This is a genomic window from Pseudomonas sp. Z2-11 (assembly GCF_054161305.1).
Map to the genome: position 1 here is coordinate 2,023,064 of NZ_CP096395.1, position 23,939 is coordinate 2,047,002.

Here is a 23,939-nt window from a genome sequence, read left to right on the forward strand (position 1 = left end):
CCTTCTGCTACCAAACATCAGGTGGCGGCTATACGCAGGTTGGTAGACCGGGTACCAAGGCAAACCCGGCGCGCCACGAGGGCGCCCCACGCACAGCCGCCATTACAAATATGCCGGAGCTGTGCGCCTTAGTTTTACCCGGGCTACCAAACCCGATCGCTGATTTTTCAACGACCGGGCCACAGTAAAGCCCAACCCCAAGGCGCACAAGCCGGCGGATTCTGGCGTAGTTGTAGGCAAAGGCGCAAGACGCGGCGGTTCGGTCCTACACGCAGGCCAACCCAATAAACCCCGAGGCTTTTCGTGGCGAGGGAGCTTGCTCCCGCTGGGCCGCGAAGCGGCCCCAAGGATTTTGTGTTGAAACAAAAAACCTGGGCCTGCTTCGCAGTCCAGCGGGAGCAAGCTCCCTCGCCACAACAGGGTTGTGCTTGGCTAGCGTAGGTCGACGTTGTCCAGCGCGCGGTTTGCCAGGAGTGCGCCCAGTTCGATCAGTTGCTGGATGCCCAAGGCAATATGGCGTCGTGAGTCTTCCAGGTCGAAGGCCAGGTAACCGACCATGGCGTTGGCCGAGGCGAGGGTTTCGCTGAGGTTGGCGAGCAGGGATTCGGTGTCGATGCCGTTGATGACGGTGAAGAGTTGACCGGGATCGGTTTCTCTTGGATCGGCGGTGGCTGGATCAGTGTGCGGTGGGTTGGGTGTTGGTTTGAACATGGTGAATCTCCGTGAACGGGTTGAGCCGCCACGACCTATCGCTAAACAAGTAAGGTGGCGGCTGTACGCAGGTTAGCGATCCGGGTCACAGAAACCCCGGGTAGACCAGAAGGTCTCCCGCGCACAGCCACCATGACGCAAATTGCAGACTTGAAAAAAACTGCAATCGAGACTGGGCTTGTAGCTTCTGTGTCTGGAGCCGGATCGCTAAACCCGATCGCTGATCTTTCAACGACCGGGCCACAGTAAAGCCCAACCCCAAGGCGCACAAGCCGGCGGATTCTGGCGTAGTTGTAGGCAAAGGCGCAAGACGCGGGAGTTCGGTCCTACACGCAGGCCAACCCAATAAACCCCGAGGCTTTTCGTGGCGAGGGAGCAAGCTCCCTCGCCACAACAGGGTTGTGCTTGGCTAGCGTGGGTCGACGTTGTCCAGCGCGCGGTTTGCCAGGAGTGCGCCCAGTTCGATCAGTTGCTGGATGCCCAGGGCAATGTGGCGTCGTGAATCTTCCAGGTCGAAGGCCAGGTAACCGACCATGGCGTTGGCCGAGGCGAGGGTTTCGCTGAGGTTGGCGAGCAGGGATTCGGTGTCGATGCCGTTGATGACGGTGAAGAGTTGGCCGGGATCGGTTTCTCTTGGAGCGGCGGTGGCTGGATCGGTGTCCGGTGGGTTGGGTGTTGGTTTGAACATGGTGAATCTCCGATGCGTCTGAAGGAGCCGTAACCCTCTCGCTACCAAACGAAGGGTGGTGGCCATACGAAGGTTGGTAGACCGGGCATCGGAAGCCGGCGTCTCCGGAGAGACCCTGCGCAGGGCCACCATAAAGCGAAGCGCATGATTGCACTCACAAGAGGTGACGCTATGCACCGAAAGCCCGGGCTACCAAACCCGATCGCTGATTTTTCAACGACCAGACAACAGTAAAGCCCAACCCCAAGGCGCACAAGCCGGCGGATTCTGGCGTAGTTGTAGGCAAAGGCGCAAGACGCGGGAGTTCGGTCCTACACAGAGGCCCACGCGGTAAACCCCGAGGCTTTTCGTGGCGAGGGAGCTTGCTCCCGCTCGGCTGCGCAGCAGCCGTCAAAATGATTGGAGAGGTTCGCCTGACTTGCAGGAATTCAATCGCTGTCGACACTGGTGTCGCTGGCTGCATCCTCGCCATATATCTCCTTTCTTCTTGTTCTGCTGGCTTCCTTCCTGATCCGTTCGCGATGGATGCGAAAGTCTCTTAGTTCCCCGTCGGGTAGTTCCTGGCCCTTGGCGATGGCTGCATAGTGTCTGTCTCCAATGACCTGGGCGGGGAGATAGCCTTGCTTCTTGCCAAAGGAAATGTCTGATAATCGTTGTGCCTGATCGACTGTCCCTGGCTCGGTATTTCCCAATATTTTTTTCATGGGGAGGCGACTGTTCTTTACGTCGCTGTACATTTTTGAGGACGTCATGGCCAAGGATTTGACGTCGTTACCATTGAGGTAACCCAGTACGTTTCTTAACGGTACGTCAGGCATTCGCTCCAACTTGAACAGCGCTCGGCTTTTCCATTTCCTCAAGGCGCTTGTAAGTTTCACACTCATATAAAAGGAAAAATGGCCGCCGGGGTCATTTTTATTCACCGGATCTCCGTCGAACGCCGCATAGGCATTTATGCCGCCCCTGCCGAAAGGGCTCCAACTGTCGGGGCTGTTAAATCGCATCAAGACAGGGTTGTAGGCTCTATAGCCATTGCCTAGCAGATAGTGCCCGGTCACGAAATCAGGCCGTTCACCCTTGAAACCGAGCAGGTTCGCCCGGGATCTTTCCGGAGGAAGATAGCCATAGGGTGCAAAGGCGGGCGGTTGAGGCGATCCGGCGCCGAGACTGTTCAATAATGAGCGTTGCTCATCTGTGACCAATAGTCGGGCGTTGATTTTTTGGTCTTCGTGTAGAAGCAACGCCAGTAGACGATCACCGTCCTGTACGACACTGATGTGCCCCGTCCCCTGAGATTCAGTCACCAGTCGGTCTTTTTTATAAAACCGCAGAGCGCCCGGATTCTCATAAGGCGTGACTTGCCCCAAGCGATCCAACGGGTCGTAGTGGTACAGGCACAAAACGGTTGCAGCAGACGGGTCAGGCACTGGCCGTTACTCGAAGTGAAGTTGGCTTCAGGCTCAGCGATTCTTCGACATTTGGCTACTATCAGAACTGTCAGTAGTTCCGGCGTAATCAGGCACGCCGCCAGGCTTTATTGCATTGTGCTGGCCGAGTTTCAGTAAACCCAAACCTCCACCCGCCGATTGCGCACCCGGCCTTCGTCTTCATTGTTGGCCGCCACCGGCATCAGTGCGCCGAACCCGCGGACCTCGCGCAACGTCACGCCGTATTTGACCAATTCCCGCCGCACCGCCATGGCGCGCAGTTTGGACAGCAGGTCGGCTCGCGCCGGGTCGTCCTTGAGGTCGCCAAAACCCACCAGGGTCACGCGCCGATCGAGTTTTCCGTGTTGCCTTATATAGTCGAGTACCCGGCCGAGGTCTTGGTGGGCCTTGTTGTCCAGGCTGGCGCTGCCTTCCTCGAAGCGGAAATTCACGGTCAGGCGCTGGGCATGGCGGCTCAAGGCCTGGTAACCCTCCGGCATCAGCGCGTTGGGCGTGACGGACATGGCCTGGATGGTCTGGGCGATGAATCCGTTGGCCGCGACGATGGCCTGGCCTTGTTCACTTTGGCTGAAGTCGACCAGGGCTTCGGCCCAAGGGTTGGTTTGCGCTGGCGGCAAGTAGAAGAACAAGCGCCGGGACAAGGGATAATCCTCGGTGGCGATCAGGTTGTTCAGCGGCAACATGGGCTGCGAGGCGCCGTCAACGAGCGCCAGGGGTTTTGCCTGACGTACATAGGGCAAGCCGATGAAGCCGATGCCTTGCGGATCCTGGCTGACCGCATCGGACAATTGCTCACTGGATTCGAAGCGCTGGGCCGCAGGATCGAGCTTTTTTCCTTGTCGGTTGAGTACCAGTTCCTTGAAGGTATCGTAGGTGCCGGACTGTTCGTCCCGCGCGTATAAATGAATGGCCCCGCCGACGCTGCCCACCGCTTCCCAGGTCTTTGCCTCACCGCTGAAAATGCGCGCCAGTTGCACGGTGTCGAGCTGACGCAACGGGTTTTGCGGATGCAGAATAATCGCCAGGCCGTCGATGGCGATGACCTGCTCGGCCATCGGGCTTTTCAAGTCGCCGAGGGCCGACAGGTCCTTCAGTTCACCGTCCTTGATCGGTCGGGAAGAGGCTGCCAGATCAGCGCTGGCTTGCTTGAGAGCGGCGAATCCGGTGCTGGAACCGTGGGCCGCGATGTCGATCTGGACGCGTTTGCCTTCGGCGGTCCAGCCAACGATCCGTTGCTCATTGTCCCGGCCGGTTATTTCGCTGCTGACCCTGAGCAGCCCCTGGCCTTGCATCAGGCCCTTGACCAGGGCCGGCCCCAGTGCCGCGCCGATGGTGTTGGAGCCCTGGATGCGCAGGGCCGGGCCGTGTTCGGGAACGGGCAAGGCGCCGGCCCATGCCATGAGCGGCAGCCAGAAGCTCATGAAAAACACAACGCACAGCCGCATGCCGGCACCTTTTTGAACCAGGGAGGTGCCGGAAGATTAAGTCAGTCAGGTTGCTGAAAGATGACAGGGTTGCGACGCGGAGCGTATGACCGACCCGGTCGAATGTGGGAGCGAGCCTGCTCGCGAAAGCGCTGGGTCAGGCGCCATTATTGCGACAGGAATACCGCTTCGCGAGCAGGCTCGCTCCCACAGGGGACGAAATGGAAGGCTGGTATTCAGCTCAGTTCCAGCCAGATCGGCGCGTGGTCCGAGGGTTTTTCCATGCCGCGCAATTCATAATCCACGCCGGCGTCCTTGACCCGTGGCAGTAGGCCTTGGGACGCGAGGATCAAATCGATGCGCAGGCCGCGCTTGGGCTCGTCCTCGAAACCGCGGCTGCGGTAGTCGAACCAGCTGAAGCGGTCACTGACGTCCGGGTTCAGGTGACGGAAGCTGTCCACCAGACCCCAATTCTTCAGGCGCGCCATCCATTCGCGTTCTTCCGGCAGGAAGCTGCATTTGCCGGTCTTCAGCCAGCGCTTCATGTTGTCCGGGCCGATACCGATGTCGCAGTCTTCCGGGGAAATGTTCACATCGCCCATCACCACCACCGGCTGGTCGTTGCTGAAGCGGGTTTCCAGCAGTTGCTGCAAATCGCTGTAGAAGCGCTGCTTGGCCGGGAACTTGGTCGGATGGTCGCGGCTTTCACCTTGGGGGAAATAGCCGTTCATGATGGTCACCGGCACGCCATTGGCATCGGCGAAGGTGCCCCAGATGAAACGCCGCTGGGCGTCTTCGTCGTCAGTCTCGAAACCTTTGTGCAGGGTCAGCGGCGCCTGGCGCGAGAGCAGGGCGACGCCGTAATGGCCTTTCTGTCCGTGGTAATGCACGTGATAACCCAAGGCTTGCACCTCGGCCAGGGGAAATTGTTCGTCGTGAACCTTGGTTTCCTGCAACCCGATGACGTCCGGCTGGTGCTTGTCGATCAGTGCCGCCAACTGATGGGGACGGGCGCGCAGCCCGTTGATGTTGAAGGAGACGATCTTCATGGTCGGCTGTCCTGGCAAAACTGCGATGCTAGCTGACATGTCGGAAGGGAGCCAGCGTGGCGGTAGGACAAATGCACTGCTAATGTCCTCTGGCATGTAGGAACGATCACAGCCCTGACGGGTTCGTAGTCAATAAGAGCAGGGCCTCACCGAGCCTCGCCCAGGAGATCCACCACCATGCCTGACGCCATTACCGCTGATATCCACATGCTCGACAGCGGCTATTCCCGCGAAGCGCGTTCATTGCTGTACCAGGCCTACCGCCATGAGCCGACCTTCAGCTACCTGTTCGAATCCGAGCGTCCCGGTTACGAACAGCGGGTGCGGGCGACGGTGCGTGAACTGGTCAAGCAGCATTTCTTCCAGGACCTGCCAGCGATCGGCCTGTTGGTCAACGACCGCCTGATTGGCATCGCCCTGATTGCCCCGCCGCAGCGGCGCCTGGGCATTACCGAAAGCTGGGCCTGGCGCCTGCGCATGGTCTTGAGCACGGGGTTTCGCTGCACCCGGCGTTATCTGGAATATCACGCCGCGGTGCTGGCCTGCCTGCCATCGGACGCGGTCCATGTGCTGCCACTGCTGGGGGTTCATCCGCAGTTCCAGGGCCAGCATTACGGCGAGCAGTTGCTTGAGGCAGTCCATAACTGGTGCGCGGTGGACGAGCATTCCCAAGGCGTCGTGCTCGATACCGGCAACCCGCGCTACCTGGAATTTTATAAACGCCAGGGTTATGAGGAAATCGGCGAAATCGCGGTAGGACCGGTCCGCGAGCATGTGTTCTTTCACGCCAACCCGCAGGTTTTACACAGCGCGACGGCATAATCGGACGAACTTTTGCGAAGCGTCCGGCTCTATCAGGCTCCCAAGCTCGTGATAGCATCCGCGCCATGAATTTCCCAGGACGAATGACCAGTGGCGCGCTCTTGCTGTCCCTCAGCTGCGCCGCGCTGGCACAAAGTGTATTGGATGTACGGGTCAAACCGTCCAATGACGAGCTCAAGGCCAATGTAGAGGGCTATATCGGTGGCCTCGGTGAGCGTGACGAAGAGGCACTGCTGCGTTTCAGTCGCGGCGCCGAGGAGCAGGCGCGCAAGGCGGCCCAGGCGCTCGGCTATTACCAGCCGCAGATCGACAGCGAGGTCAAGGCTGGCAAGGACCCGCGCCTGATCCTGACCATCGACCCCGGCGAGCCGGTGCACCTGCGCAATGTCACGATCCGCATCGACGGCCCGGCGGCCTCGCTGAAGAGTTTCCGGGTGCCGGACAACGCCGGTCTCAAACCGGGTGCGGTGCTCAATCACGGACGCTATGAAGACGCCAAGCGGACGATCCAGAACCAGGCCTCGCGTTATGGTTTTTTCAGCGGAAAGTTTGTCAGCCAGACGTTGCGCGTTGATCCCAAGGCTGGCGTTGCCGATGTCGAGCTGATCTACGACAGCGGCCCGCGTTACGCCCTGGGACCGGTCAGTTTCGAGGGCGATACGCCGTTCGACGAGGACCTGCTGCAGCGCATGGTGCCGTTCAAGGCTGGCGCGCCCTACGATTCCGAATTGATTGCCGAACTCAACCAGGCCTTGCAGTCGAGCGGTTATTTCGAAGGCGTGCGCGTTGATGCGGCGCCCACCGCGGCCACCGACAATGTGATCCCGGTGGCGGTCAGGCTCGACACCCGCAAGCCGCGCACCATGGGCCTGGGCCTGGGGTTTTCCACTGACGTCGGCCCGCGCGCCAAGGCCAACTGGACGCGTCACTGGGTCAATCCCCAAGGCCACAGCTATGGCTGGGAAGCGGAAATATCGGCGCCCCGGCAAAACGTCGGCCTCTGGTACGACGTGCCGCTCGACCCGCCACTGACTGACAAGCTGCGCTACGCCGGCGGCTATCAATATGAAGAACTGGCCGGCACCGACACTCTCAGCAAACTGCTGACCGTGGGCCCCGAGTGGCACAGCAAGCTGCCCAGCGGCTGGCAGCGAGTGGTGTCGCTCAAGTGGCAGCGCGAGGAATATCGCCTCGGCGACGATTCGGGCCTGAGCACCTTGCTGATGCCCGGCGTCAGCTATTCGTACCTGCGCAGCGACAACCGCATCGACCCGCACAACGGCTATCGCCTGCAATTCGATACCAAGGTCGCCAAGGAAGGGTTGGGTTCGGACAACAACCTCTTGTATGGCACGGCCATGGTCAAGGGCCTGACCACGGTATTCGACAAGCATCGCCTGTTGGCCCGGGCCCAGGTGGGCGGCAGCGCCACCAACGGCTACAAGTCGATCCCGCCGTCCCTGCGCTTTTTCGCCGGTGGCGACCAGAGCGTGCGTGGCTACGACTACCAGAGCCTGTCGCCGGAGAACTCCGAGGGCGATCGTATCGGCGGCCGCTACATGGTGGCCGCCAGCGTCGAGTATCAATATTCGGTCGCGGAGAAATGGCGCGTTGCGACCTTCGTCGACCAGGGCAACTCCTTCAACAGCCTTGAGCTGCCAAGCCTCAAGACCGGCGTCGGCGTCGGCGTGCGCTGGGTCTCGCCGGTCGGCCCGATCCGTCTCGACCTGGCCCATGCGATGGACGACGACGGCGGCATTCGACTGCACTTTTCCATGGGGCCCGAGTTGTGAATCGCGGTTTGAAATTAACGCTCCTGGCGCTCGCCGGGTTACTGCTGACGGTCGTCCTGGCCTTGAGCATGGTGTTGGGCACGGCCTTTGGCAGCCGTTGGGCTCTCGGCCTGGTGCCGGGCCTGAGCGTGGAGAATTTCCAGGGGCGGCTGGGCGGGCGGTGGAGCGCCGATCGGGTGCTGTGGCAGCAAGATACCCGCCGGGTGGCGCTGGAGCGACCGAACTTCGCCTGGTCGCCGGCGTGCCTGCTGCGCATGACCCTGTGCATCGAACAGCTCAAGGCCGACACCATCGCCGTGCAGTTGCCAGCCACCGCCGATGAACCGAGCAGCGGCCCGATCAGCCTGCCGGACCTGGACTTGCCGCTGGCGATCGAACTGGGCGATGTGCAGGTGGGCAGCCTGTCGTTCAACGGCAGTGAGCAGCTCAAGGGGCTGCAACTGGTGGCGCACTGGACCGCCGAGGGTTTGCAGATCGACTCGGTGCAGTTGCAGCGCGACGAACTGAGCCTGAAATTATCCGGCCTGCTGCAACCGCACGGCGACTGGCCGCTGGACGCGACGGGCCAGCTGACCCTGCCAGCGCCGGGCGCGACGCCTTGGGCGCTGGACCTGAAAGTCGCTGGCGACCTGCTCAAGACCCTCAATCTCACGGCCGACAGCAGTGGTTATCTGCAAGGCCGCCTGACGGGCGAACTGCAACCGCTGGCGGATAACCTGCCGGCCAAGGTGCGCATCACCGCCGACGACTTCAAGGCCAGCGCCGATCTGCCGGACACGCTGCTGCTCAACCAACTGGAACTGACCGGCGAAGGCGACCTGAAGAACGGTTATCAACTGCTCGGCAAGGCGACACTGCCCGCCGAGAAGGGGCCGGTGGCGTTGCTGCTGCAAGGCCAGGTGGACGCCAATGGCGCGCAAATCGCCGGGCTGGATCTCGACGCCGGCAACCAGCAGACCCTCAAGCTCACCGGACAGCTGGATTGGCGTGAAGGGCTGAACGCCGAAGCAAAAGTCGCCTGGCTGGATTTCCCCTGGCATCGCCTTTATCCGCTGATCGACGAGCCGCAAGTCACGCTGCGCAGTTTTAACGGCGAAGTCTCGTACACCGACGGCCAGTACCTGGGCAATTTCCAGGCGGCGCTGGACGGCCCCGCCGGGGCGTTCAGCCTGGACAGCCCGTTCAGCGGCAACCTGACGCAAATCCACTTGCCTGAACTCAAGCTTGCCGCCGGACAGGGCAAGGCCGAAGGGCACCTGGACCTGCAATTTGCCGACGGCATCGCCTGGGACACCGCGCTGCAACTGTCATCGGTCAACCCGGCGTACTGGCTCGCCGAACTGCCCGGCACGCTGGCTGGGCCGTTGCGCAGTAAAGGCTCGATGAAAAACCAGCGCATGGAACTCGACGCGGACGTGGACCTCAAGGGCAAGCTGCGCGGCCAGCCGGCGCTGTTCCAGGCCAAGGCCAGCGGCGCCGGCGAGCAATGGAACCTCGGCGCATTGGATATCCGCCTCGGCGACAACCGCATCAACGGTACGGGCAGCCTGCAACAGCAGCTGACCGGCCAGATCGGCATCAAGCTCTCGCGCCTGGCCCAGCTCTGGCCGCAGTTGCGCGGTCAGGTCAGCGGGCGTGTCGACGTGGCCGGCACGCTCAAGGCCCCCCAAGGCAAGCTCGACTTGCAAGGCGCGCAACTGGCGTTTCAGGACAATCATCTGCAAAGCCTGAACCTGGACGCGACGCTCGACGGCGCGCAACGGGGCAAAGTCGATCTCAAGGCCAGCGGTATCCGCAGCGGCGAAACTTCCCTTGGCGTCCTGACGCTGAGCGGGCAGGGCGATATCAAGCAACAGCAACTGCAGGTCGACCTGCAAGGGCCCCAGTTGAAAACCAGCCTGGCCCTTGATGGCACGCTGGATCAGGGCAGCTGGCGTGGACGCCTGGCCAGTGGCGACCTGCGGGTCGGCGGTCAGGACTGGCGCCTGCAAGCGCCGGCGAAGCTGGAACGGCTGGCCAACGGTACGCTGAACTTCGGTGCCCACTGCTGTCGCTCCGGCCAGGCCAGCCTGTGCGGCGAAGACCAACGGCTGATGCCGGAGCCGAAGCTGCGCTATCACCTCAAGCAATTCCCCATCGAAAGCCTGGCCCAGTGGATGCCCAAGGATTTTGCCTGGCGAGGCCGGCTCAACGCCGACCTGCAACTGGACCTGCCGGCCAGCGGCCCGAATGGCCGGGTGCTGGTGGATGCCAGCGGCGGCACGTTGCGGATTCGGGATAAAGAACAGTGGCTGGACTTCCCCTACCAGACCCTGACGCTCGACAGCCGCCTGACACCCACGCGCATCGATACCGATCTGAATTTCGTCGGCGCCAGGCTCGGCGAACTGATGGTCCAGGCGCGGATCAATCCGTTGCCAGCAAGCAAGCCGCTGAGCGGTTCGTTCCGCCTGAGTGGCCTGGACCTGTCCGTCGCCCGTCCGTTCGTGCCGATGGTGGAAACCCTCACGGGTCACTTGAACGGCAGTGGCACGCTTTCCGGCGGGCTGCTCGCGCCCCAGGTCAACGGCAACCTGGTGCTCAGCGATGGCGAAGTGTCCGGCCCGGAACTGCCGGTCAGCCTCGAAGCCTTGCAACTGCGGGCGATGATCGCCGGTGAAACGGTGCGTCTGGATGGCGATTGGAAGAGCGGCAAGGGCGGGCAGGGCCGCCTGACCGGGAACATCGGTTGGGGCGAGGCGCTGACCATGGACCTGGCTCTCAAGGGCTCGCAACTGCCGGTGACCGTCGAGCCCTACGCGGTGCTGGACGTGGCGCCGGACTTGAAAATCACGCTGCAGGGCGAGCGGCTGGCGATTGCCGGCAAGGTCCTGGTGCCGAAGGGCGAGATCACCATTCGCGAACTGCCGCCGTCGACCGTCAAGGTTTCGGACGACACGGTGATCGTCGGCCACCAGACCGAAGAGGGCAAGGCACCGATGGCCATGGCAATGGACATCGACGTGCTCGTCGGCCAGGAGAAGCTTGCCTTTTCGGGATTCGGGCTCACCGCCAACGTCCAGGGGCAGGTGCATATTGGCGATAACATGGACACTCGCGGCGAACTCTGGCTCAACGACGGCCGCTATCGGGCCTATGGGCAGCGGTTGACGGTGCGCCGGGCGCGCTTGTTGTTCGCCGGGCCTATCGATCAGCCGTACCTGGACATCGAAGCGATCCGCCAGACCGACGATGTGATTGCCGGCATCCGCTTGAGCGGCAGCGCCGAGCAACCCACCACGCAAATCTTCTCGGAACCGGCCATGAGCCAGGAGCAGGCATTGTCCTACCTGGTGCTGGGCCGGCCGCTGAGTACCACTGGCGAAGATAACAACATGCTCGCCCAGGCCGCACTGGGCCTGGGCTTGATGGGCAGTTCCGGCGTGACCACCAGCCTGGCCAACAACCTGGGAATCGAGGATTTCCAACTCGACACCCAGGGCAGCGGCAACGAAACCAGCGTGGTCGCCAGCGGCAACCTGTCGGAAAAACTCAGCCTGCGCTACGGCGTCGGAGTATTCGAACCGGCCAATACCATTGCCCTGCGCTACAAGCTGAGCAAGAAGGTCTACCTCGAAGCCGCCAGCGGCGTCGCCAGCTCGCTGGATATCTTCTACAAGCGCGATTTCTGACCTTTCCCCCAGGTCCCTTGTGGGAGCGAGCTCGCTCGCGATAGCGGTATCACATTCAACCTGTTCGCAGGCTGACAGACCGCTATCGCGAGCAAGCTCGCTCCCACATGGTTTTCTCATTTCCGTTGTTTATGCATAGCTAACTAACTATTTGTTTGACATTTGCTGCCTAAGCAGTAACATCTCGACATACATTCACTGCCTAGGCAGCTAACGGTAGCCCAGATGAAGCATTTCACCCCGGACGAATTCCACAATTGCCATCTCGGCATGCTCCTTGGCCGCGCCGCGGCGCTCAAGGACCGGATCATCGACACCCACATGGAGCCTGTCGGCATCACCGCCGCGCAGTTCAAGGTGTTGATCATCATGGCCCAGCACGGCATCGATACGCCGGTCGAGCTGTGCCGGTACCTGTCGCTGGACAGCGGCTCGATGACCCGCATGCTCGACCGCCTGGAGCAGAAGGGCTTTCTGGTTCGCCAGCGCTCGGCACAGGATCGTCGCCAGGTCCGTCTGGTGCTGACCGACGCCGGCCAGGCCCTCGCCGATCGCCTGCCGTTCATCGGCGCCGACGCCATGAATCAACTGGCCGGCGCCATCAGCCGCGAGGAGCTGCAAACCCTCGAAGACATCCTCAAGAAAATACTGCTCGCCGCCGGTGACCCCATCACCGTCCTGCGATTGGGGGCCAAATGAAATATCAAACCTTGCGTACCCGCCTGAGCCTAGTGTTGTTGGCCATGAGCCTCGCCGGTTGTGCCAGCTACAGCGGCCTGAAGACCGAGGGCGTCAGCCTGGAGGCCAAGAGCCTGCAGGCTGGACAATCGCTGACCGGGGTCAAACTGTCGCCCGCGGCGTGGCCGAAAAACGACTGGTGGAAAAGCCTTGGCGACCCGCAACTCGACGGTCTGATCCGTGAAGCGCTGCGCGACAGCCCGGACATGCAGATCGCCAGCGCGCGGGTGCACCAGGCCAGTGCCGCTGCCTATGCCGCGAATGCCGCGCGCCTGCCGACCCTCGACGCCAGCGGCAGCGTCAGCCGTTCGCGCCTGGCCCGTGACCAGGATCCGCAAGGGCAGGGCGGCGCCTATAGCACCCTGCGTTCGCTGAGCGTGGATTTCAATTACAACTTCGACCTCTGGGGCGGCCAACGTGCCGCCTGGGAAGCGGCCCTGGGCCAGGCCCGCGCCGCCGAGATCGATCGCCAGGCCGCGCAACTGACCCTCGCCGCCGACGTGGCCCGGGCCTACAGCGACCTGGGCCAGGCCCACATCATTTATGATCTGGCCAATGAAGACCTCAAGCGCACGCGGCAGATGCTCGACCTGGGCAAACGCCGTCTCGGTGCCGGGATCGACAGCGAATACCAGTTCCAGCAGACCGAAAGCCTCGAAGCCAGCGCCGATGCGACGCTGATCGACGCGGAAAAACGCCTGCAAAGCGCAAAGATCGCCTTGGCGGTGCTGCTGGGCAAAGGTCCCGACCGGGGCAACGACATCGCCCGGCCCAACGTGCTGCAGGCCAGCGCGGTGGCCCTGCCGTCGAATCTGCCGGCCGAGTTGCTCGGTCGCCGTCCCGACCTGGTCGCGGCGCGGTGGCGGGTCGAGGCGGCGAGCAAGAACATCGAGGCCGGCAAGACCAACTTCTACCCCAATCTCAACCTGAGCGCGGCGGCGGGGGTGCAATCGCTGCTGGGTGACGCGATGTTCGGCGCGCCCAGTCGTTTCTTCAACGTGGCGCCGACCGTGTCGTTGCCGATCTTCGATGGCGGCCGCCTGCGGGCGGACCTGGATGCCCGGGACGCCGATTACGACCTGGCGGTGGCGCAATACAACAAGAGCCTGGTCGCGGCTCTTGGCGACGTCAGCGACACCATCAACCAGTTGCGCGACATCGGTCGGCAGCTCGGCGCCCAGCAACACGCGGTGGATATCGCCCGGAACTCCTACGACACCGTGGTCCAGCGCTACGGTTCCGGCATCGGCAATTACCTGGACGTGTTGAGCATCGAGCAACAACTGCTCCAGGCCCAGCGTCAACTGGCGACCCTCAATGCCGAGCAGATCGATCTGTCGATCCAACTGATGCAGGCCCTGGGCGGTGGTTTCGATACCCAAACCATCGCTTCGGCCACTCCGGCCGCCACCGCGCCGACTCACTGATTCGAGGTACTTGTCATGGCAACTGCCGAAACTACCCAGGAAACCCAACAGGACAGCGGCAACCCGCGCAAGCGCAAGGTGTTGCTGCTGGCCCTGGCCCTGATCGTCATTCTCGCCGGCGTCGGTGTCTGGGCCTGGCATGAACTGTATGGACGCTGGAGCGAAAGCACCGACGACGCCTACGTGAACGGCAACGTGGTGGAAATCACCCCGCAAGTCACCGGCACCGTGGTGAGCATTGGTGCCGATGACGGTGACCTGGTGCGCGAAGGCCAGGTACTGGTGCAGTTCGACCCGAACGACGCCGAAGTTGCCTTGCAAAGTGCCCAGGCCAACCTGGCCCATACCGTGCGCCAGGTGCGTGGTTTGTACAGCAATGTCGACGGCATGAAAGCGCAGGTGCATGCGCAGGAAGCGGAAGTGCAGAAGGCTCGGGAAAACTACAACCGACGCAAGAACCTGGCGGCCGGCGGGGCGATTTCCCAGGAAGAACTGTCCCACGCCCGGGACGATCTGACCTCGGCGCAGAACGCCCTGGCCAACGCCCGGCAACAACTCATGACGACCAGCGCGCTGGTGGATGACACCGTGGTGTCGAACCATCCCGACGTACAGGCGGCGGCCGCGCAATTGCGCCAGGCTTACCTGAGCAATGCTCGCAGCACCTTGATTGCGCCGGTGACCGGTTACGTCGCCAAGCGCACCGTTCAGCTCGGGCAACGCGTGCAGCCGGGCACGGCGCTGATGGCGGTGATCCCGCTGGACCAGTTGTGGATCGACGCCAACTTCAAGGAAACCCAGCTACGCGACATGCGCATCGGCCAGCCGGTGGACATCGAGACCGACCTTTATGGCAGCGACGTGAAGTACAGCGGCACGGTGGACAGCCTGGGCGCCGGTACCGGCAGCGCGTTTGCCTTGCTGCCAGCGCAGAACGCCACCGGTAACTGGATCAAGATCGTCCAGCGGGTGCCGGTGCGCATTCATATCAATGCCGAGGAGCTGGCCAGGCATCCGCTGCGGGTCGGCCTGTCGACCCAGGTCAACGTCAATCTCCGCGACCAGAGCGGCCCGGTACTGGCCCAGCAGCCACCGCAAAAAGCCTCGTTCAGCACTCAGGTCTACGCCCGCCAGCTGGCCGATGCCGACGCGATGATCACTCGGCTGATTCATGAGAACAGCGCGGCGGCGAGCAAGACCGCGCAGCGCTGAAGCAGCCCCGTCGAACCCTGTGGCGAGGGAGCTTGCTCCCGCTCGGCTGCGAAGCAGTCGTAAACCGGCGGGTGCGGTGTGTCTGGTGCTTCCCGTTCAGCAGGTTTTGGGGCCGCTTCGCGACCCAGCGGGAGCAAGCTCCCTCGCCACGTGTCTGGCGCAGACTCAAGTGACAGCATTCAGGTCCTGGCGGTCTTGCTCCAATTTTGTCACCTCCGCTTCATAGGATTCTCGCAATGAGCAATAACGCGTCCTTCACGCCGCCCAGCCTGTTGCTCAGCACCATCGGGTTGTCGCTGGCGACGTTCATGCAGGTGCTCGACACGACCATCGCCAACGTCGCCTTGCCGACCATTTCCGGCAACCTGGGCGTCAGTTCGGAGCAGGGCACCTGGGTCATTACCTCGTTTGCGGTGAGCAATGCGATCGCGCTGCCGCTGACCGGTTGGCTGAGCCGCCGGTTTGGCGAGGTGAAACTGTTTTTGTGGGCAACGATGCTGTTCGTCCTGGCCTCGTTCCTCTGCGGGATTTCCACGTCGATGCCCGAGCTGATCGGTTTTCGTGTGGTTCAGGGCCTGGTGGCCGGGCCTCTGTATCCGATGACCCAGACCTTGCTGATTGCCGTGTACCCGCCGGCCAGGCGCGGGATGGCCTTGGCCTTGCTGGCGATGGTCACCGTGGTGGCGCCGATCGCCGGGCCGATCCTGGGCGGCTGGATCACCGACAGTTACAGCTGGCCATGGATTTTCTTCATCAACGTGCCGATCGGGATATTCGCGGTGCTGGTGGTGCGTCAGCAGCTCAAGGCGCGGCCGGTGGTCACCAGTCGCCAGCCGATGGATTACGTCGGGTTGATCACCCTGATCATCGGTGTCGGGGCGTTGCAGGTGATCCTCGACAAGGGCAACGACCTGGATTGGTTCGAGTCGAACTTCATCATCGTCGGCGCGCTGATTTCGATCGTTGCGCTGGCGGTGTTCGTGATCTGGGAAATGACCGACCGCCATCCGGTGGTCAACCTGCGGCTGTTTGCCTATCGCAACTTTCGCATCGGGACGATTGTGCTGGTGGGCGGTTATGCCGGATTTTTCGGCATCAACCTGATCCTGCCGCAGTGGTTGCAGACCCAGATGGGTTATACCGCCACCTGGGCCGGCCTGGCGGTGGCGCCCATCGGGATCCTGCCGGTGCTGATGTCACCTTTCGTTGGCAAATACGCCCACAAATTCGACCTGCGCCTGCTGGCCGGGCTGGCGTTCCTGGCGATCGGTTTGAGTTGCTTCATGCGCGCCGGGTTTACCAACGAGGTGGATTTCCAGCACATCGCCCTGGTGCAACTGTTCATGGGCATTGGCGTGGCGCTGTTCTTCATGCCGACCCTGAGCATCCTGATGTCGGACCTGCCGCCCCAGCAGATCGCCGACGGCGCGGGGCTGGCGACGTTCCTGCGGACCCTGGGCGGCAGTTTTGCCGCGTCGCTGACCACCTGGATCTGGATCCGCCGCGCCGACCAGCACCATGCCTACCTGAGCGAAAGCATCAGCACTTTCGAACCGGCCACGCGCGAGACGATCAACCAGCTCGGCGGGGCGAGTACGCCGGTGTACGCCCAGCTCGACCAGATCCTCACCAGCCAGGCGTACATGCTCTCCACCGTGGATTATTTCACGCTGCTGGGCTGGGCGTTCATGGGGTTGATCCTGCTGGTGTGGCTGGCGAAACCGCCGTTTGCGGCGAAGGCGGGGCCTGCCGCCAGCGGTCATTGATGGCGGGCGCAGTCCAACCTGTGGGAGCGAGCCTGCTCGCGAATGCGGATTATCAGTCACTAATGTTTGACTGACACAGCGCTTTCGCGAGCAGGCTCGCTCCCACAGAGGATCTATATGTAGTCGGGGATTGTGTCGGGTGCCGGCAGTTGTGGCGGCGGCGCAAACTCGAACGGCGCCAGCGAAAAGCCCTGCTCATCCACCTGCAACGCCCAGCCCTGCTTGTCCCAATCTCCCAGCACGATGCGCCGGGCGGCATGTTCGCCCAGTTGCAGCTTGTGGATGGCGGGGCGGTGGGTGTGGCCGTGGACCAAGGTTTTCACGCCATAGTGCTGCATGACGCGCGGGACCTCTTCTGGCGTGACGTCAACGATGTCGTTGGCTTTCATCCTCACCTGCGTGCGGCTTTCGCTGCGCAGCTTGCGCGCCAATTTCTGACGGCTGCCCAAGGGCAGGTGGCGCAGGATGAACAACGTGACCGGGTTGCGTAGCCAGCGCCGCAGTTTCATGTAGCCGACGTCCCGCGTGCACAGGCTGTCGCCGTGCATCAGCAGCACCGGCTCGTCGTTGAATTGCACGACGGTCGGGTCCTTGAGCAGGGTGCAGCCGGCCGCTCTGCAGAAGGCCTGCCCGAGCATGAAGTCGCGGTTGCCGTGCATCAGGAAAATCGCCGTGCCGCTGTCGCTCAATTCGCGCAGGGCCTGGCAGATGGAACGCTGGAACGGCGTCATGGCATCGTCGCCGATCCAGGCTTCGAAGAAGTCGCCCAGAATGTATAACGCTTGCGCCGAGCGGGCGCGTGTGGCGAGTAAATCCAGAAACGCCCGGGTGATGTCCGGGCGCTCCTCTTCCAGATGCAGATCTGAAATCAGCAATATCACTCAATGATCTCGGCTTTCTCGATGATCACGTCTTCTGCCGGGACGTCCTGGTGGCCAGCCTTGGAAGTGGTGGAGACGCCTTTGATCTTGTCGACCACGTCAGTGCCTTCGACCACTTTGCCGAATACAGCATAGCCCCAGCCCTGGGTGGTCTTGCTGCTGTGGTTCAGGAAGCTGTTGTCCGCCACGTTGATGAAAAACTGCGCGGAAGCCGAATGCGGCTCCATGGTACGGGCCATGGCGACGCTGTATTTTTCGTTCGGCAGGCCATTGTCGGCTTCGTTCTGGATGCTTGGACGCTTGTCTTTCTTTTCCTTCATGCCTGGCTCGAAACCGCCGCCCTGGATCATGAAGTTACCGATGACACGGTGGAAAACGGTGTTTTCGTAATGGCCGGCCTTGACGTACTCGACGAAGTTGGCAACGGTCAGCGGTGCCTTTTCGGCGTTCAGCTCCAGGACGATCTCGCCATGGTTGGTGGTCAGTTTGACTTGGGTCATGATCACTACTCTTTCAAGGAATTCGTGGGTTTCGGGGGCGCAGACGCCCGCAACCGGTCTGGCTGTAATCGGCCAGGCTGGGCAGTTTAGCGCGCCATGCGCGAATTTCGAGGCTGTTTTTCATCTGGCTGTCGAATAAATTCAATCGTTTGCCGGCCTGGCCTGTCAGGTGCTTGACAGCATCGGCTATGATACGGGCTTTGATTTATCAGGCCGCACCTGGCCGCGCACTTGTATGTTCAAGGATCCTATGAGCAAGCCCACTGTCGACCCTACCTCGAATTCCAAGACCGGCCCGGCCGTGCCGGTCAATTTCCTGCGCCCGATCATCCAGGCGGACCTGGATTCGGGTAAGCACACGCAGATCGTCACCCGTTTTCCGCCGGAGCCCAACGGCTACCTGCACATCGGTCACGCCAAGTCCATTTGCGTGAACTTCGGCCTGGCCGAGGAGTTCGGTGGCGTCACGCACCTGCGTTTCGATGACACCAACCCGGCCAAGGAAGACCAGGAATACATCGACGCGATCAAGAGCGACGTCAAGTGGCTGGGCTTCGAATGGGCCGGCGAAGTGCGCTACGCCTCGCAGTATTTCGACCAGCTGCACGACTGGGCGGTGGAGCTGATCAAGTCCGGCAACGCCTACGTGTGTGACCTGACGCCGGAGCAGGCCAAGGAATATCGCGGCAGCCTGACCGAGCCGGGCAGGAACAGCCCGTTCCGTGACCGCAGCGTGGAGGAGAACCTCGACCTGTTCGCCCGCATGCGCGCCGGCGAGTTCCCGGACGGCGCCCGTGTGCTGCGCGCGAAGATCGACATGGCCTCGCCGAACATGAACCTGCGCGACCCGATCATGTACCGCATCCGTCACGCTCATCACCACCAGACCGGCGACAAATGGTGCATCTACCCGAACTATGACTTCACCCATGGCCAGTCGGACGCCATCGAAGGCATCACGCATTCGATCTGCACCCTGGAATTCGAAAGCCATCGTCCGCTGTACGAGTGGTTCCTCGAGCATCTGCCGGTGCCGGCCAACCCGCGCCAGTATGAATTCAGCCGCCTGAACCTGAACTACACGATCACCAGCAAGCGCAAGCTCAAGCAACTGGTGGACGAGAAGCACGTCAACGGCTGGGATGACCCACGCATGTCGACGCTGTCGGGTTTCCGCCGTCGTGGCTACACGCCGAAGTCGATCCGCAATTTCTGCGAGATGGTCGGCACCAACCGTTCCGACGGCGTGGTCGATTTCGGCATGCTGGAATTCAGCATTCGCGAGGACCTCGACCACAGCGCGCCGCGCGCCATGTGCGTGTTGCGGCCGCTGAAAGTCGTCATCACCAATTACCCGGAAGGCCAGGTCGAGAACCTCGAACTGCCGTGCCACCCGAAAGAAGACATGGGCGTGCGCGTCCTGCCGTTCGCCCGGGAAATCTACATCGACCGTGACGACTTCATGGAAGAGCCACCAAAAGGCTACAAGCGCCTGGAGCCTGCCGGCGAAGTGCGCTTGCGCGGCAGCTACGTGATCCGCGCCGACGAGGCGATCAAGGACGCCGACGGCAACATCGTCGAGCTGCGTTGCTCGTACGATCCCGACACCCTGGGCAAGAACCCGGAAGGCCGCAAGGTCAAGGGCGTGATCCACTGGGTGCCGGCCGCCGCCAGCGTCGAGTGCGAAGTGCGCCTGTACGATCGCCTGTTCCGTTCGCCGAACCCGGAGAAGGCCGAGGACAGCGCCAGTTTCCTGGACAACATCAACCCTGACTCCCTGCAAGTACTCACGGGTTGTCGTGCCGAGCCTTCGCTGGGCAACGCACAGCCGGAAGACCGTTTCCAGTTCGAGCGCGAAGGCTACTTCTGCGCGGATATCAAGGACTCGAAACCCGGTGCTCCGGTGTTCAACCGTACCGTGACCTTGCGCGACTCCTGGGGTCAGTGATCAAGTCTTAAGGGAAACCCCGTGCTTACGATCTACAACACGCTCACCAAGAGCAAAGAAGTCTTCAAGCCGCTGGATGGCAACAAGGTCCGCATGTACGTCTGCGGCATGACCGTGTACGACTATTGCCACCTCGGCCATGGCCGCAGCATGGTTGCCTTCGACCTGGTGACCCGTTGGTTGCGCTTCAGCGGTTATGACCTGACCTATGTACGCAACATCACCGACATCGACGACAAGATCATCAATCGGGCCAATGAGAACGGTGAAGCGTTCGATGCGCTGACCGAGCGCATGATCAAGGCCATGCACGAGGACGAGGCGCGCCTCAACATCCAGAAGCCGGACCTGGAGCCGCGGGCCACGGACCACATCCCGGGCATGCTGGCGATGATCCAGACCCTGATCGACAAGGGCTACGCCTACGCCCCGGGCAATGGCGACGTGTACTACCGCGTCGCCAAGTTCATGGGCTACGGCAAGCTGTCGCGCAAGAAAATCGAAGACTTGCGCATCGGCGCACGCATCGAGGTCGACGAGTCGAAAGAAGACCCGCTGGACTTCGTGCTGTGGAAAGGCGCCAAGCCGGGCGAGCCGAGCTGGGATTCACCGTGGGGCGCCGGGCGTCCGGGCTGGCACATCGAATGCTCGGTGATGTCGACCTGCTGCCTGGGCGAGACCTTCGACATTCATGGCGGCGGCAGCGACCTGGAGTTCCCGCACCACGAAAACGAGATCGCCCAGAGCGAAGCGGCCACCGGCAAGACCTACGCCAATGCCTGGATGCATTGCGGCATGATCCGCATCAATGGCGAGAAGATGTCCAAGTCCTTGAACAACTTCTTCACCATCCGCGACGTGCTCGACAAGTATCACCCGGAAGTTGTGCGTTACCTGCTGGTGTCCAGCCACTACCGCAGCGCCATCAACTATTCGGAAGACAACCTCAAGGACGCCAAGGGTGCCCTGGAGCGTTTCTACCATGCGTTGAAAGGCCTGCCAAACGTGGCGCCTGCCGGTGGCGAAGCGTTCGTGGCGCGGTTCACCGAAGTGATGAACGACGACTTCGGCACGCCGGAAGCCTGCGCGGTGCTGTTCGAGATGGTGCGTGAGATCAACCGCCTGCGCGAGAGCGATTTCGATGCGTCGGCAGGCCTGGCAGCGCGGCTGAAGGAACTGGCCAGCGTGTTGGGCGTGTTGCAGCTTGAAGCCGACGACTTCCTGCAAGCCGGCGCCGAAGGCCGGGTGGACGCCGCCGAGGTCGAGGCCTTGATCCAGGCGCGCCTGACCGCGCGGGCCAACAAGGACTGGGCCGAATCCGACCGCATCCGCGATCAGCTCACCGCCATGAGCGTGGTGCTCGAAGACGGCAAGGGCGGGACGACCTGGCGATTGGCGGACTGAGACCTTCCGGTCCTCGCAATACCCCTGTGGGAGCGAGCCTGCTCGCGAAAGCGCAATATCAGCCAACAATGGTTTGACTGGTATACCGCATTCGCGAGCAGGCTCGCTCCCACAGTTCTTTTTGCATTGCCAAGCTGAACAGGTCGCTTCGACCTTCGCGCTGACAGCAGTCCCCATGCCGGAACCGGTCACGAACGCCTGCTTCGTCGCCATTAAAACGAAACGTCTGACAGCCATGCTGTGAGACATGCCAGTAGTATCGGTTTTAACGGAACGTCAGAGGCGGGATAGAGCAGGGTGAGGCTCGGTCGGCCTGATCTTTAGCCAGCCACTGCGCTGCTGCAAACGGGCTGGCTGCGGATTGCGGCAGGGGCTCAGGGCGTTTGTGGCTTGTCAGGAGCAGTCAGGCCGGCCTGGATACGCTGATAGATTTCTTCTCGATGCACCGCAACGTTTTTCGGGGCGTTGATGCCGATCCGGACTTGTTGGCCGCTTACGCCCAGAATGGTGATCGTGATGTCGTCACCAATGTTTATGCTTTCACCGACTTTGCGGGTGAGTATCAGCATGGTGTTCTCCTTGATTGCTTTATAGGGCACCTGATTCAGACAGTGCAGATGTCGGTACTGCTTATAGATTAGTGCTAAGTGTCACAATATGGGTGCCTCTTTCTGACGTGCAGATGCTGCATTAATTCCCAGGGTGCGACTATACAGAGACGCCGGAGAGGTTTCTCGTGTTTTGAGCTCCGTTTGCGGCGTTTTTGGCGACAGTGAGTGCTAAAATTCCCGCCTCATGTCTTTCGGGGGAATCGTTGTGCGTAAATTGGCTTGGGTATTGGTGGTAGTGGCGCTGGCGGGATGCGGTGAAGGGCGTGACGTCGCGGCACCCAAGCCCAAGCCCAAGCCCGTGGCGAGCGCCACGCCGGCCGCCGCTGCCGCACCGCAGTGGGCCGTCGAGGTTCGAGGCCAGACGCCCCAGGCCGTCAGCGATCTGACCGGATGGCTGATCGAGCACAGCTTCATGTCCACTGTCGTCAGGGAAAACGGCAAGGACCGCGTCCTGGTAGGGCCGTTAAGCTCCAAGGCTGAAGCCGAAGCGAAGCAGGAGCAGATCACCGCTGCCCTGGTCCGTGCGAAGAAACGCAACATCGAGGCCTTGGTGGTGGACTTCCCGCCAGCTCAATAATCAGTCAATACAGAACCTGTGGGAGCGAGCTTGCTCGCGATAGCGGTATATCAGTCGACAAACCTGTTGTTTGTCACTCCGCTATCGCGAGCAAGCTCGCTCCCACATTGTTTTGTGCTGTTAACGAATGCCAGGTCAGCCGCAGGCCTTCAGGTCCACCGGGCCGACGAATTCGTTCCCGCGACCCATGACACACGCCACGCTCTGGTTGCGCTGGCGTTCCCAGGCCTGCACCGGGTAGGTCTTGTCCCAGGCCTCATACAGGCGCCGGTCCTGTTTGGAGAGGCGCAAACCGTATTGTTTGCTCATGTAGAAATAGGTCCTGGCGATCATCCCCCGAATGGACGGGCGCGGCATGACCTTCTTGGCCTTGAAATCCACCTGGGTCAGGCATGAGCCGTACTGGCCTTTCTGCACCGGCAACCAGCCGAAGCTGAAGTTGCTGCGATCACCGTTCACCTCGCCAATGCTCGGCACCAGGTTATGCAGATCCGCCTCGGCCCTTTGATAGACCGGGTCGTAGCGGGTGCACTGCTTGCGCCCGCCCTGTTGCCAGCATTGGCGCTGATGGCCGATCTGCCAGGCCGGGACAATATGCTCCCACTCGATCCGGGCGGCGCGATTGGCGTTCTTGCGCGGTACATAACCGCAGGCCGCGAGGTTCACCCGGTTGCCGGTGTATTTGCACCCGCAGTAGAACTCGGTGGATTGCGGCGCATAGAGTTTCCAGGCGACTTTCTTGGCTTCGTTGAAGGTGCGCGGCGCACCAGCCTGTGCACCCGTGGCAACGAAGACGAACAATAAAGCTAAACAGCGAACAATCATCGGGCTCAATCTTCCTTCGGCACAACCCAGAAAACCTGCACACCGCCATCGTCGCGATAAGCGAGGGTGACGTTGTCGTTCTCGTCGATTTCTTCGAGCAGGCGTTCCCACTCGTCGATCGGCTCGTCGGGCAGGCGGAAGATCAGCGCGGCCTTGGCCTTTTGCGCGGTGGGCGAATTGATGATTTTCGAGACGCGCAGGGCGAGTCGTGTGTAGGAATCTAAGGGGGTAGTTGCAGCGAGAGGCGTTGCCACAGGATTATCCTTATTAAGCTGTACGGGCATACAGTATTTAACCGTAGGCAATTACGCAACTGCTTAAAATTCAAGAAAATCGTCTGACAACACTTTTCCGACTTTGGTGTAGGAGAAATACGTTTTTTTAGCGGGCGTGTAGGCGAAGCGTCACCTGCTCGTAGGAAGCAGGTGGCGAAGCAGCCCGACC

20 protein-coding genes are annotated in these 23,939 nt (G+C 61.6%); 10 read left to right on the forward strand and 10 right to left on the reverse strand.

Annotated elements, in window-relative coordinates; translation table 11 throughout:
• Positions 1-432: 432 nt before the first annotated feature.
• From M1E16_RS09130 to xthA, 5 genes are all read right to left on the reverse strand, one after another.
• A complete protein-coding gene (locus tag M1E16_RS09130) occupies positions 433-711 on the reverse strand; it encodes a DUF6124 family protein (protein WP_458129693.1) in 279 nt (92 codons plus the stop codon).
• Positions 712-1,120: 409 nt separating this feature from the next.
• On the reverse strand, positions 1,121-1,399 hold the full coding sequence (locus tag M1E16_RS09135; protein ID WP_305495705.1) for a DUF6124 family protein: 279 nt from the start codon (positions 1,397-1,399) through the stop codon (positions 1,121-1,123).
• Between the two features lie 428 nt (positions 1,400-1,827).
• On the reverse strand, positions 1,828-2,703 hold the full coding sequence (locus M1E16_RS09140; RefSeq protein WP_458129694.1) for an RHS repeat-associated core domain-containing protein: 876 nt from the start codon (positions 2,701-2,703) through the stop codon (positions 1,828-1,830).
• Positions 2,704-2,957: 254 nt separating this feature from the next.
• On the reverse strand, positions 2,958-4,292 hold the full coding sequence (locus M1E16_RS09145; RefSeq protein WP_434624818.1) for a substrate-binding domain-containing protein: 1,335 nt from the start codon (positions 4,290-4,292) through the stop codon (positions 2,958-2,960).
• A gap of 215 nt (positions 4,293-4,507) precedes the next feature.
• The gene (xthA, locus tag M1E16_RS09150; protein WP_434603567.1) at positions 4,508-5,320 is read right to left on the reverse strand and encodes an exodeoxyribonuclease III; all 813 of its coding nucleotides are present in this window, start codon (positions 5,318-5,320) and stop codon (positions 4,508-4,510) included.
• Positions 5,321-5,497: 177 nt separating this feature from the next.
• Here xthA and M1E16_RS09155 point away from each other — a divergent pair, with 177 nt between their 5' ends.
• The 7 genes from M1E16_RS09155 to M1E16_RS09185 all read left to right on the forward strand — a co-directional run bounded on the left by M1E16_RS09155 (position 5,498) and on the right by M1E16_RS09185 (position 16,749).
• Positions 5,498-6,142, forward strand: a complete 645-nt coding sequence (locus M1E16_RS09155; RefSeq protein WP_434569098.1) for a GNAT family N-acetyltransferase — start codon at positions 5,498-5,500, stop codon at positions 6,140-6,142.
• A 65-nt stretch (positions 6,143-6,207) separates the two neighbouring features.
• Positions 6,208-7,935, forward strand: a complete 1,728-nt coding sequence (locus M1E16_RS09160; protein WP_458129695.1) for an autotransporter assembly complex protein TamA — start codon at positions 6,208-6,210, stop codon at positions 7,933-7,935.
• Positions 7,932-11,606: a translocation/assembly module TamB domain-containing protein gene (locus M1E16_RS09165; protein ID WP_458129696.1), complete on the forward strand. Its 3,675-nt coding sequence runs from the start codon at positions 7,932-7,934 to the stop codon at positions 11,604-11,606. The genes M1E16_RS09160 and M1E16_RS09165 overlap by 4 nt, the downstream gene beginning before the upstream one ends.
• Positions 11,607-11,831: 225 nt before the next feature.
• Positions 11,832-12,305, forward strand: a complete 474-nt coding sequence (locus M1E16_RS09170) for a MarR family winged helix-turn-helix transcriptional regulator (RefSeq protein WP_305495695.1) — start codon at positions 11,832-11,834, stop codon at positions 12,303-12,305.
• The gene (locus M1E16_RS09175; RefSeq protein ID WP_458129697.1) at positions 12,302-13,771 is read left to right on the forward strand and encodes an efflux transporter outer membrane subunit; all 1,470 of its coding nucleotides are present in this window, start codon (positions 12,302-12,304) and stop codon (positions 13,769-13,771) included. Before M1E16_RS09170 ends, M1E16_RS09175 begins: the two co-directional genes overlap by 4 nt.
• A 15-nt stretch (positions 13,772-13,786) precedes the next feature.
• Entirely contained in the window at positions 13,787-14,983 is a 1,197-nt protein-coding gene (locus M1E16_RS09180) for an efflux RND transporter periplasmic adaptor subunit (RefSeq protein ID WP_458129698.1), read from the forward strand.
• 236 nt (positions 14,984-15,219) lie between these two features.
• Positions 15,220-16,749, forward strand: a complete 1,530-nt coding sequence (locus M1E16_RS09185) for a DHA2 family efflux MFS transporter permease subunit (protein WP_458129699.1) — start codon at positions 15,220-15,222, stop codon at positions 16,747-16,749.
• A 113-nt stretch (positions 16,750-16,862) separates the two neighbouring features.
• On the opposite strand, the gene M1E16_RS09190 is transcribed toward M1E16_RS09185, so the two are convergent.
• Both M1E16_RS09190 and M1E16_RS09195 read right to left on the reverse strand, forming a co-directional pair.
• The gene (locus tag M1E16_RS09190) at positions 16,863-17,630 is read right to left on the reverse strand and encodes a UDP-2,3-diacylglucosamine diphosphatase (RefSeq protein WP_458129700.1); all 768 of its coding nucleotides are present in this window, start codon (positions 17,628-17,630) and stop codon (positions 16,863-16,865) included.
• Positions 17,627-18,130, reverse strand: coding sequence for a peptidylprolyl isomerase (locus M1E16_RS09195; RefSeq protein WP_434624802.1), 504 nt, complete (start codon positions 18,128-18,130; stop codon positions 17,627-17,629). The genes M1E16_RS09190 and M1E16_RS09195 overlap by 4 nt, the downstream gene beginning before the upstream one ends.
• 250 nt (positions 18,131-18,380) lie before the next feature.
• Between M1E16_RS09195 and M1E16_RS09200 the strand changes: the two genes are divergently transcribed.
• The gene (locus tag M1E16_RS09200) at positions 18,381-20,078 is read left to right on the forward strand and encodes a glutamine--tRNA ligase/YqeY domain fusion protein (protein WP_434673983.1); all 1,698 of its coding nucleotides are present in this window, start codon (positions 18,381-18,383) and stop codon (positions 20,076-20,078) included.
• A gap of 21 nt (positions 20,079-20,099) precedes the next feature.
• The gene (cysS, locus tag M1E16_RS09205; protein WP_458129701.1) at positions 20,100-21,482 is read left to right on the forward strand and encodes a cysteine--tRNA ligase; all 1,383 of its coding nucleotides are present in this window, start codon (positions 20,100-20,102) and stop codon (positions 21,480-21,482) included.
• 374 nt (positions 21,483-21,856) lie between these two features.
• Here the strand turns inward: cysS and csrA are convergent, their stop codons facing one another.
• Complete coding sequence (gene csrA / locus M1E16_RS09210; RefSeq protein WP_003179932.1) at positions 21,857-22,051, reverse strand: carbon storage regulator CsrA; 195 nt, start codon at positions 22,049-22,051, stop codon at positions 21,857-21,859.
• Between the two features lie 247 nt (positions 22,052-22,298).
• Between csrA and M1E16_RS09215 the strand changes: the two genes are divergently transcribed.
• Complete coding sequence (locus tag M1E16_RS09215) at positions 22,299-22,670, forward strand: SPOR domain-containing protein (RefSeq protein ID WP_458129702.1); 372 nt, start codon at positions 22,299-22,301, stop codon at positions 22,668-22,670.
• Between the two features lie 135 nt (positions 22,671-22,805).
• Here the strand turns inward: M1E16_RS09215 and M1E16_RS09220 are convergent, their stop codons facing one another.
• Both M1E16_RS09220 and M1E16_RS09225 read right to left on the reverse strand, forming a co-directional pair.
• A complete protein-coding gene (locus M1E16_RS09220; protein ID WP_458129703.1) occupies positions 22,806-23,495 on the reverse strand; it encodes an endonuclease in 690 nt (229 codons plus the stop codon).
• Between the two features lie 5 nt (positions 23,496-23,500).
• Positions 23,501-23,800 (reverse strand): DUF1654 domain-containing protein, encoded by a 300-nt coding sequence (locus M1E16_RS09225; RefSeq protein WP_458129704.1) that lies wholly within the window; start codon positions 23,798-23,800, stop codon positions 23,501-23,503.
• Between the last annotated feature and the right edge of the window lie 139 nt (positions 23,801-23,939).

Bases quoted from the DNA above. Each gene is read 5' to 3' on its own strand.
- M1E16_RS09130 (WP_458129693.1), bottom strand. From the start codon at position 711: ATGTTCAAACCAACACCCAACCCACCGCACACTGATCCAGCCACCGCC.
- M1E16_RS09135 (WP_305495705.1), bottom strand. From the start codon at position 1,399: ATGTTCAAACCAACACCCAACCCACCGGACACCGATCCAGCCACCGCC.
- M1E16_RS09145 (WP_434624818.1), bottom strand. From the start codon at position 4,292: ATGCGGCTGTGCGTTGTGTTTTTCATGAGCTTCTGGCTGCCGCTCATG.
- xthA (WP_434603567.1), bottom strand. From the start codon at position 5,320: ATGAAGATCGTCTCCTTCAACATCAACGGGCTGCGCGCCCGTCCCCAT.
- M1E16_RS09155 (WP_434569098.1), top strand. From the start codon at position 5,498: ATGCCTGACGCCATTACCGCTGATATCCACATGCTCGACAGCGGCTAT.
- M1E16_RS09160 (WP_458129695.1), top strand. From the start codon at position 6,208: ATGAATTTCCCAGGACGAATGACCAGTGGCGCGCTCTTGCTGTCCCTC.
- M1E16_RS09170 (WP_305495695.1), top strand. From the start codon at position 11,832: ATGAAGCATTTCACCCCGGACGAATTCCACAATTGCCATCTCGGCATG.
- M1E16_RS09175 (WP_458129697.1), top strand. From the start codon at position 12,302: ATGAAATATCAAACCTTGCGTACCCGCCTGAGCCTAGTGTTGTTGGCC.
- M1E16_RS09180 (WP_458129698.1), top strand. From the start codon at position 13,787: ATGGCAACTGCCGAAACTACCCAGGAAACCCAACAGGACAGCGGCAAC.
- M1E16_RS09185 (WP_458129699.1), top strand. From the start codon at position 15,220: ATGAGCAATAACGCGTCCTTCACGCCGCCCAGCCTGTTGCTCAGCACC.
- M1E16_RS09195 (WP_434624802.1), bottom strand. From the start codon at position 18,130: ATGACCCAAGTCAAACTGACCACCAACCATGGCGAGATCGTCCTGGAG.
- M1E16_RS09200 (WP_434673983.1), top strand. From the start codon at position 18,381: ATGAGCAAGCCCACTGTCGACCCTACCTCGAATTCCAAGACCGGCCCG.
- csrA (WP_003179932.1), bottom strand. From the start codon at position 22,051: ATGCTGATACTCACCCGCAAAGTCGGTGAAAGCATAAACATTGGTGAC.
- M1E16_RS09220 (WP_458129703.1), bottom strand. From the start codon at position 23,495: ATGATTGTTCGCTGTTTAGCTTTATTGTTCGTCTTCGTTGCCACGGGT.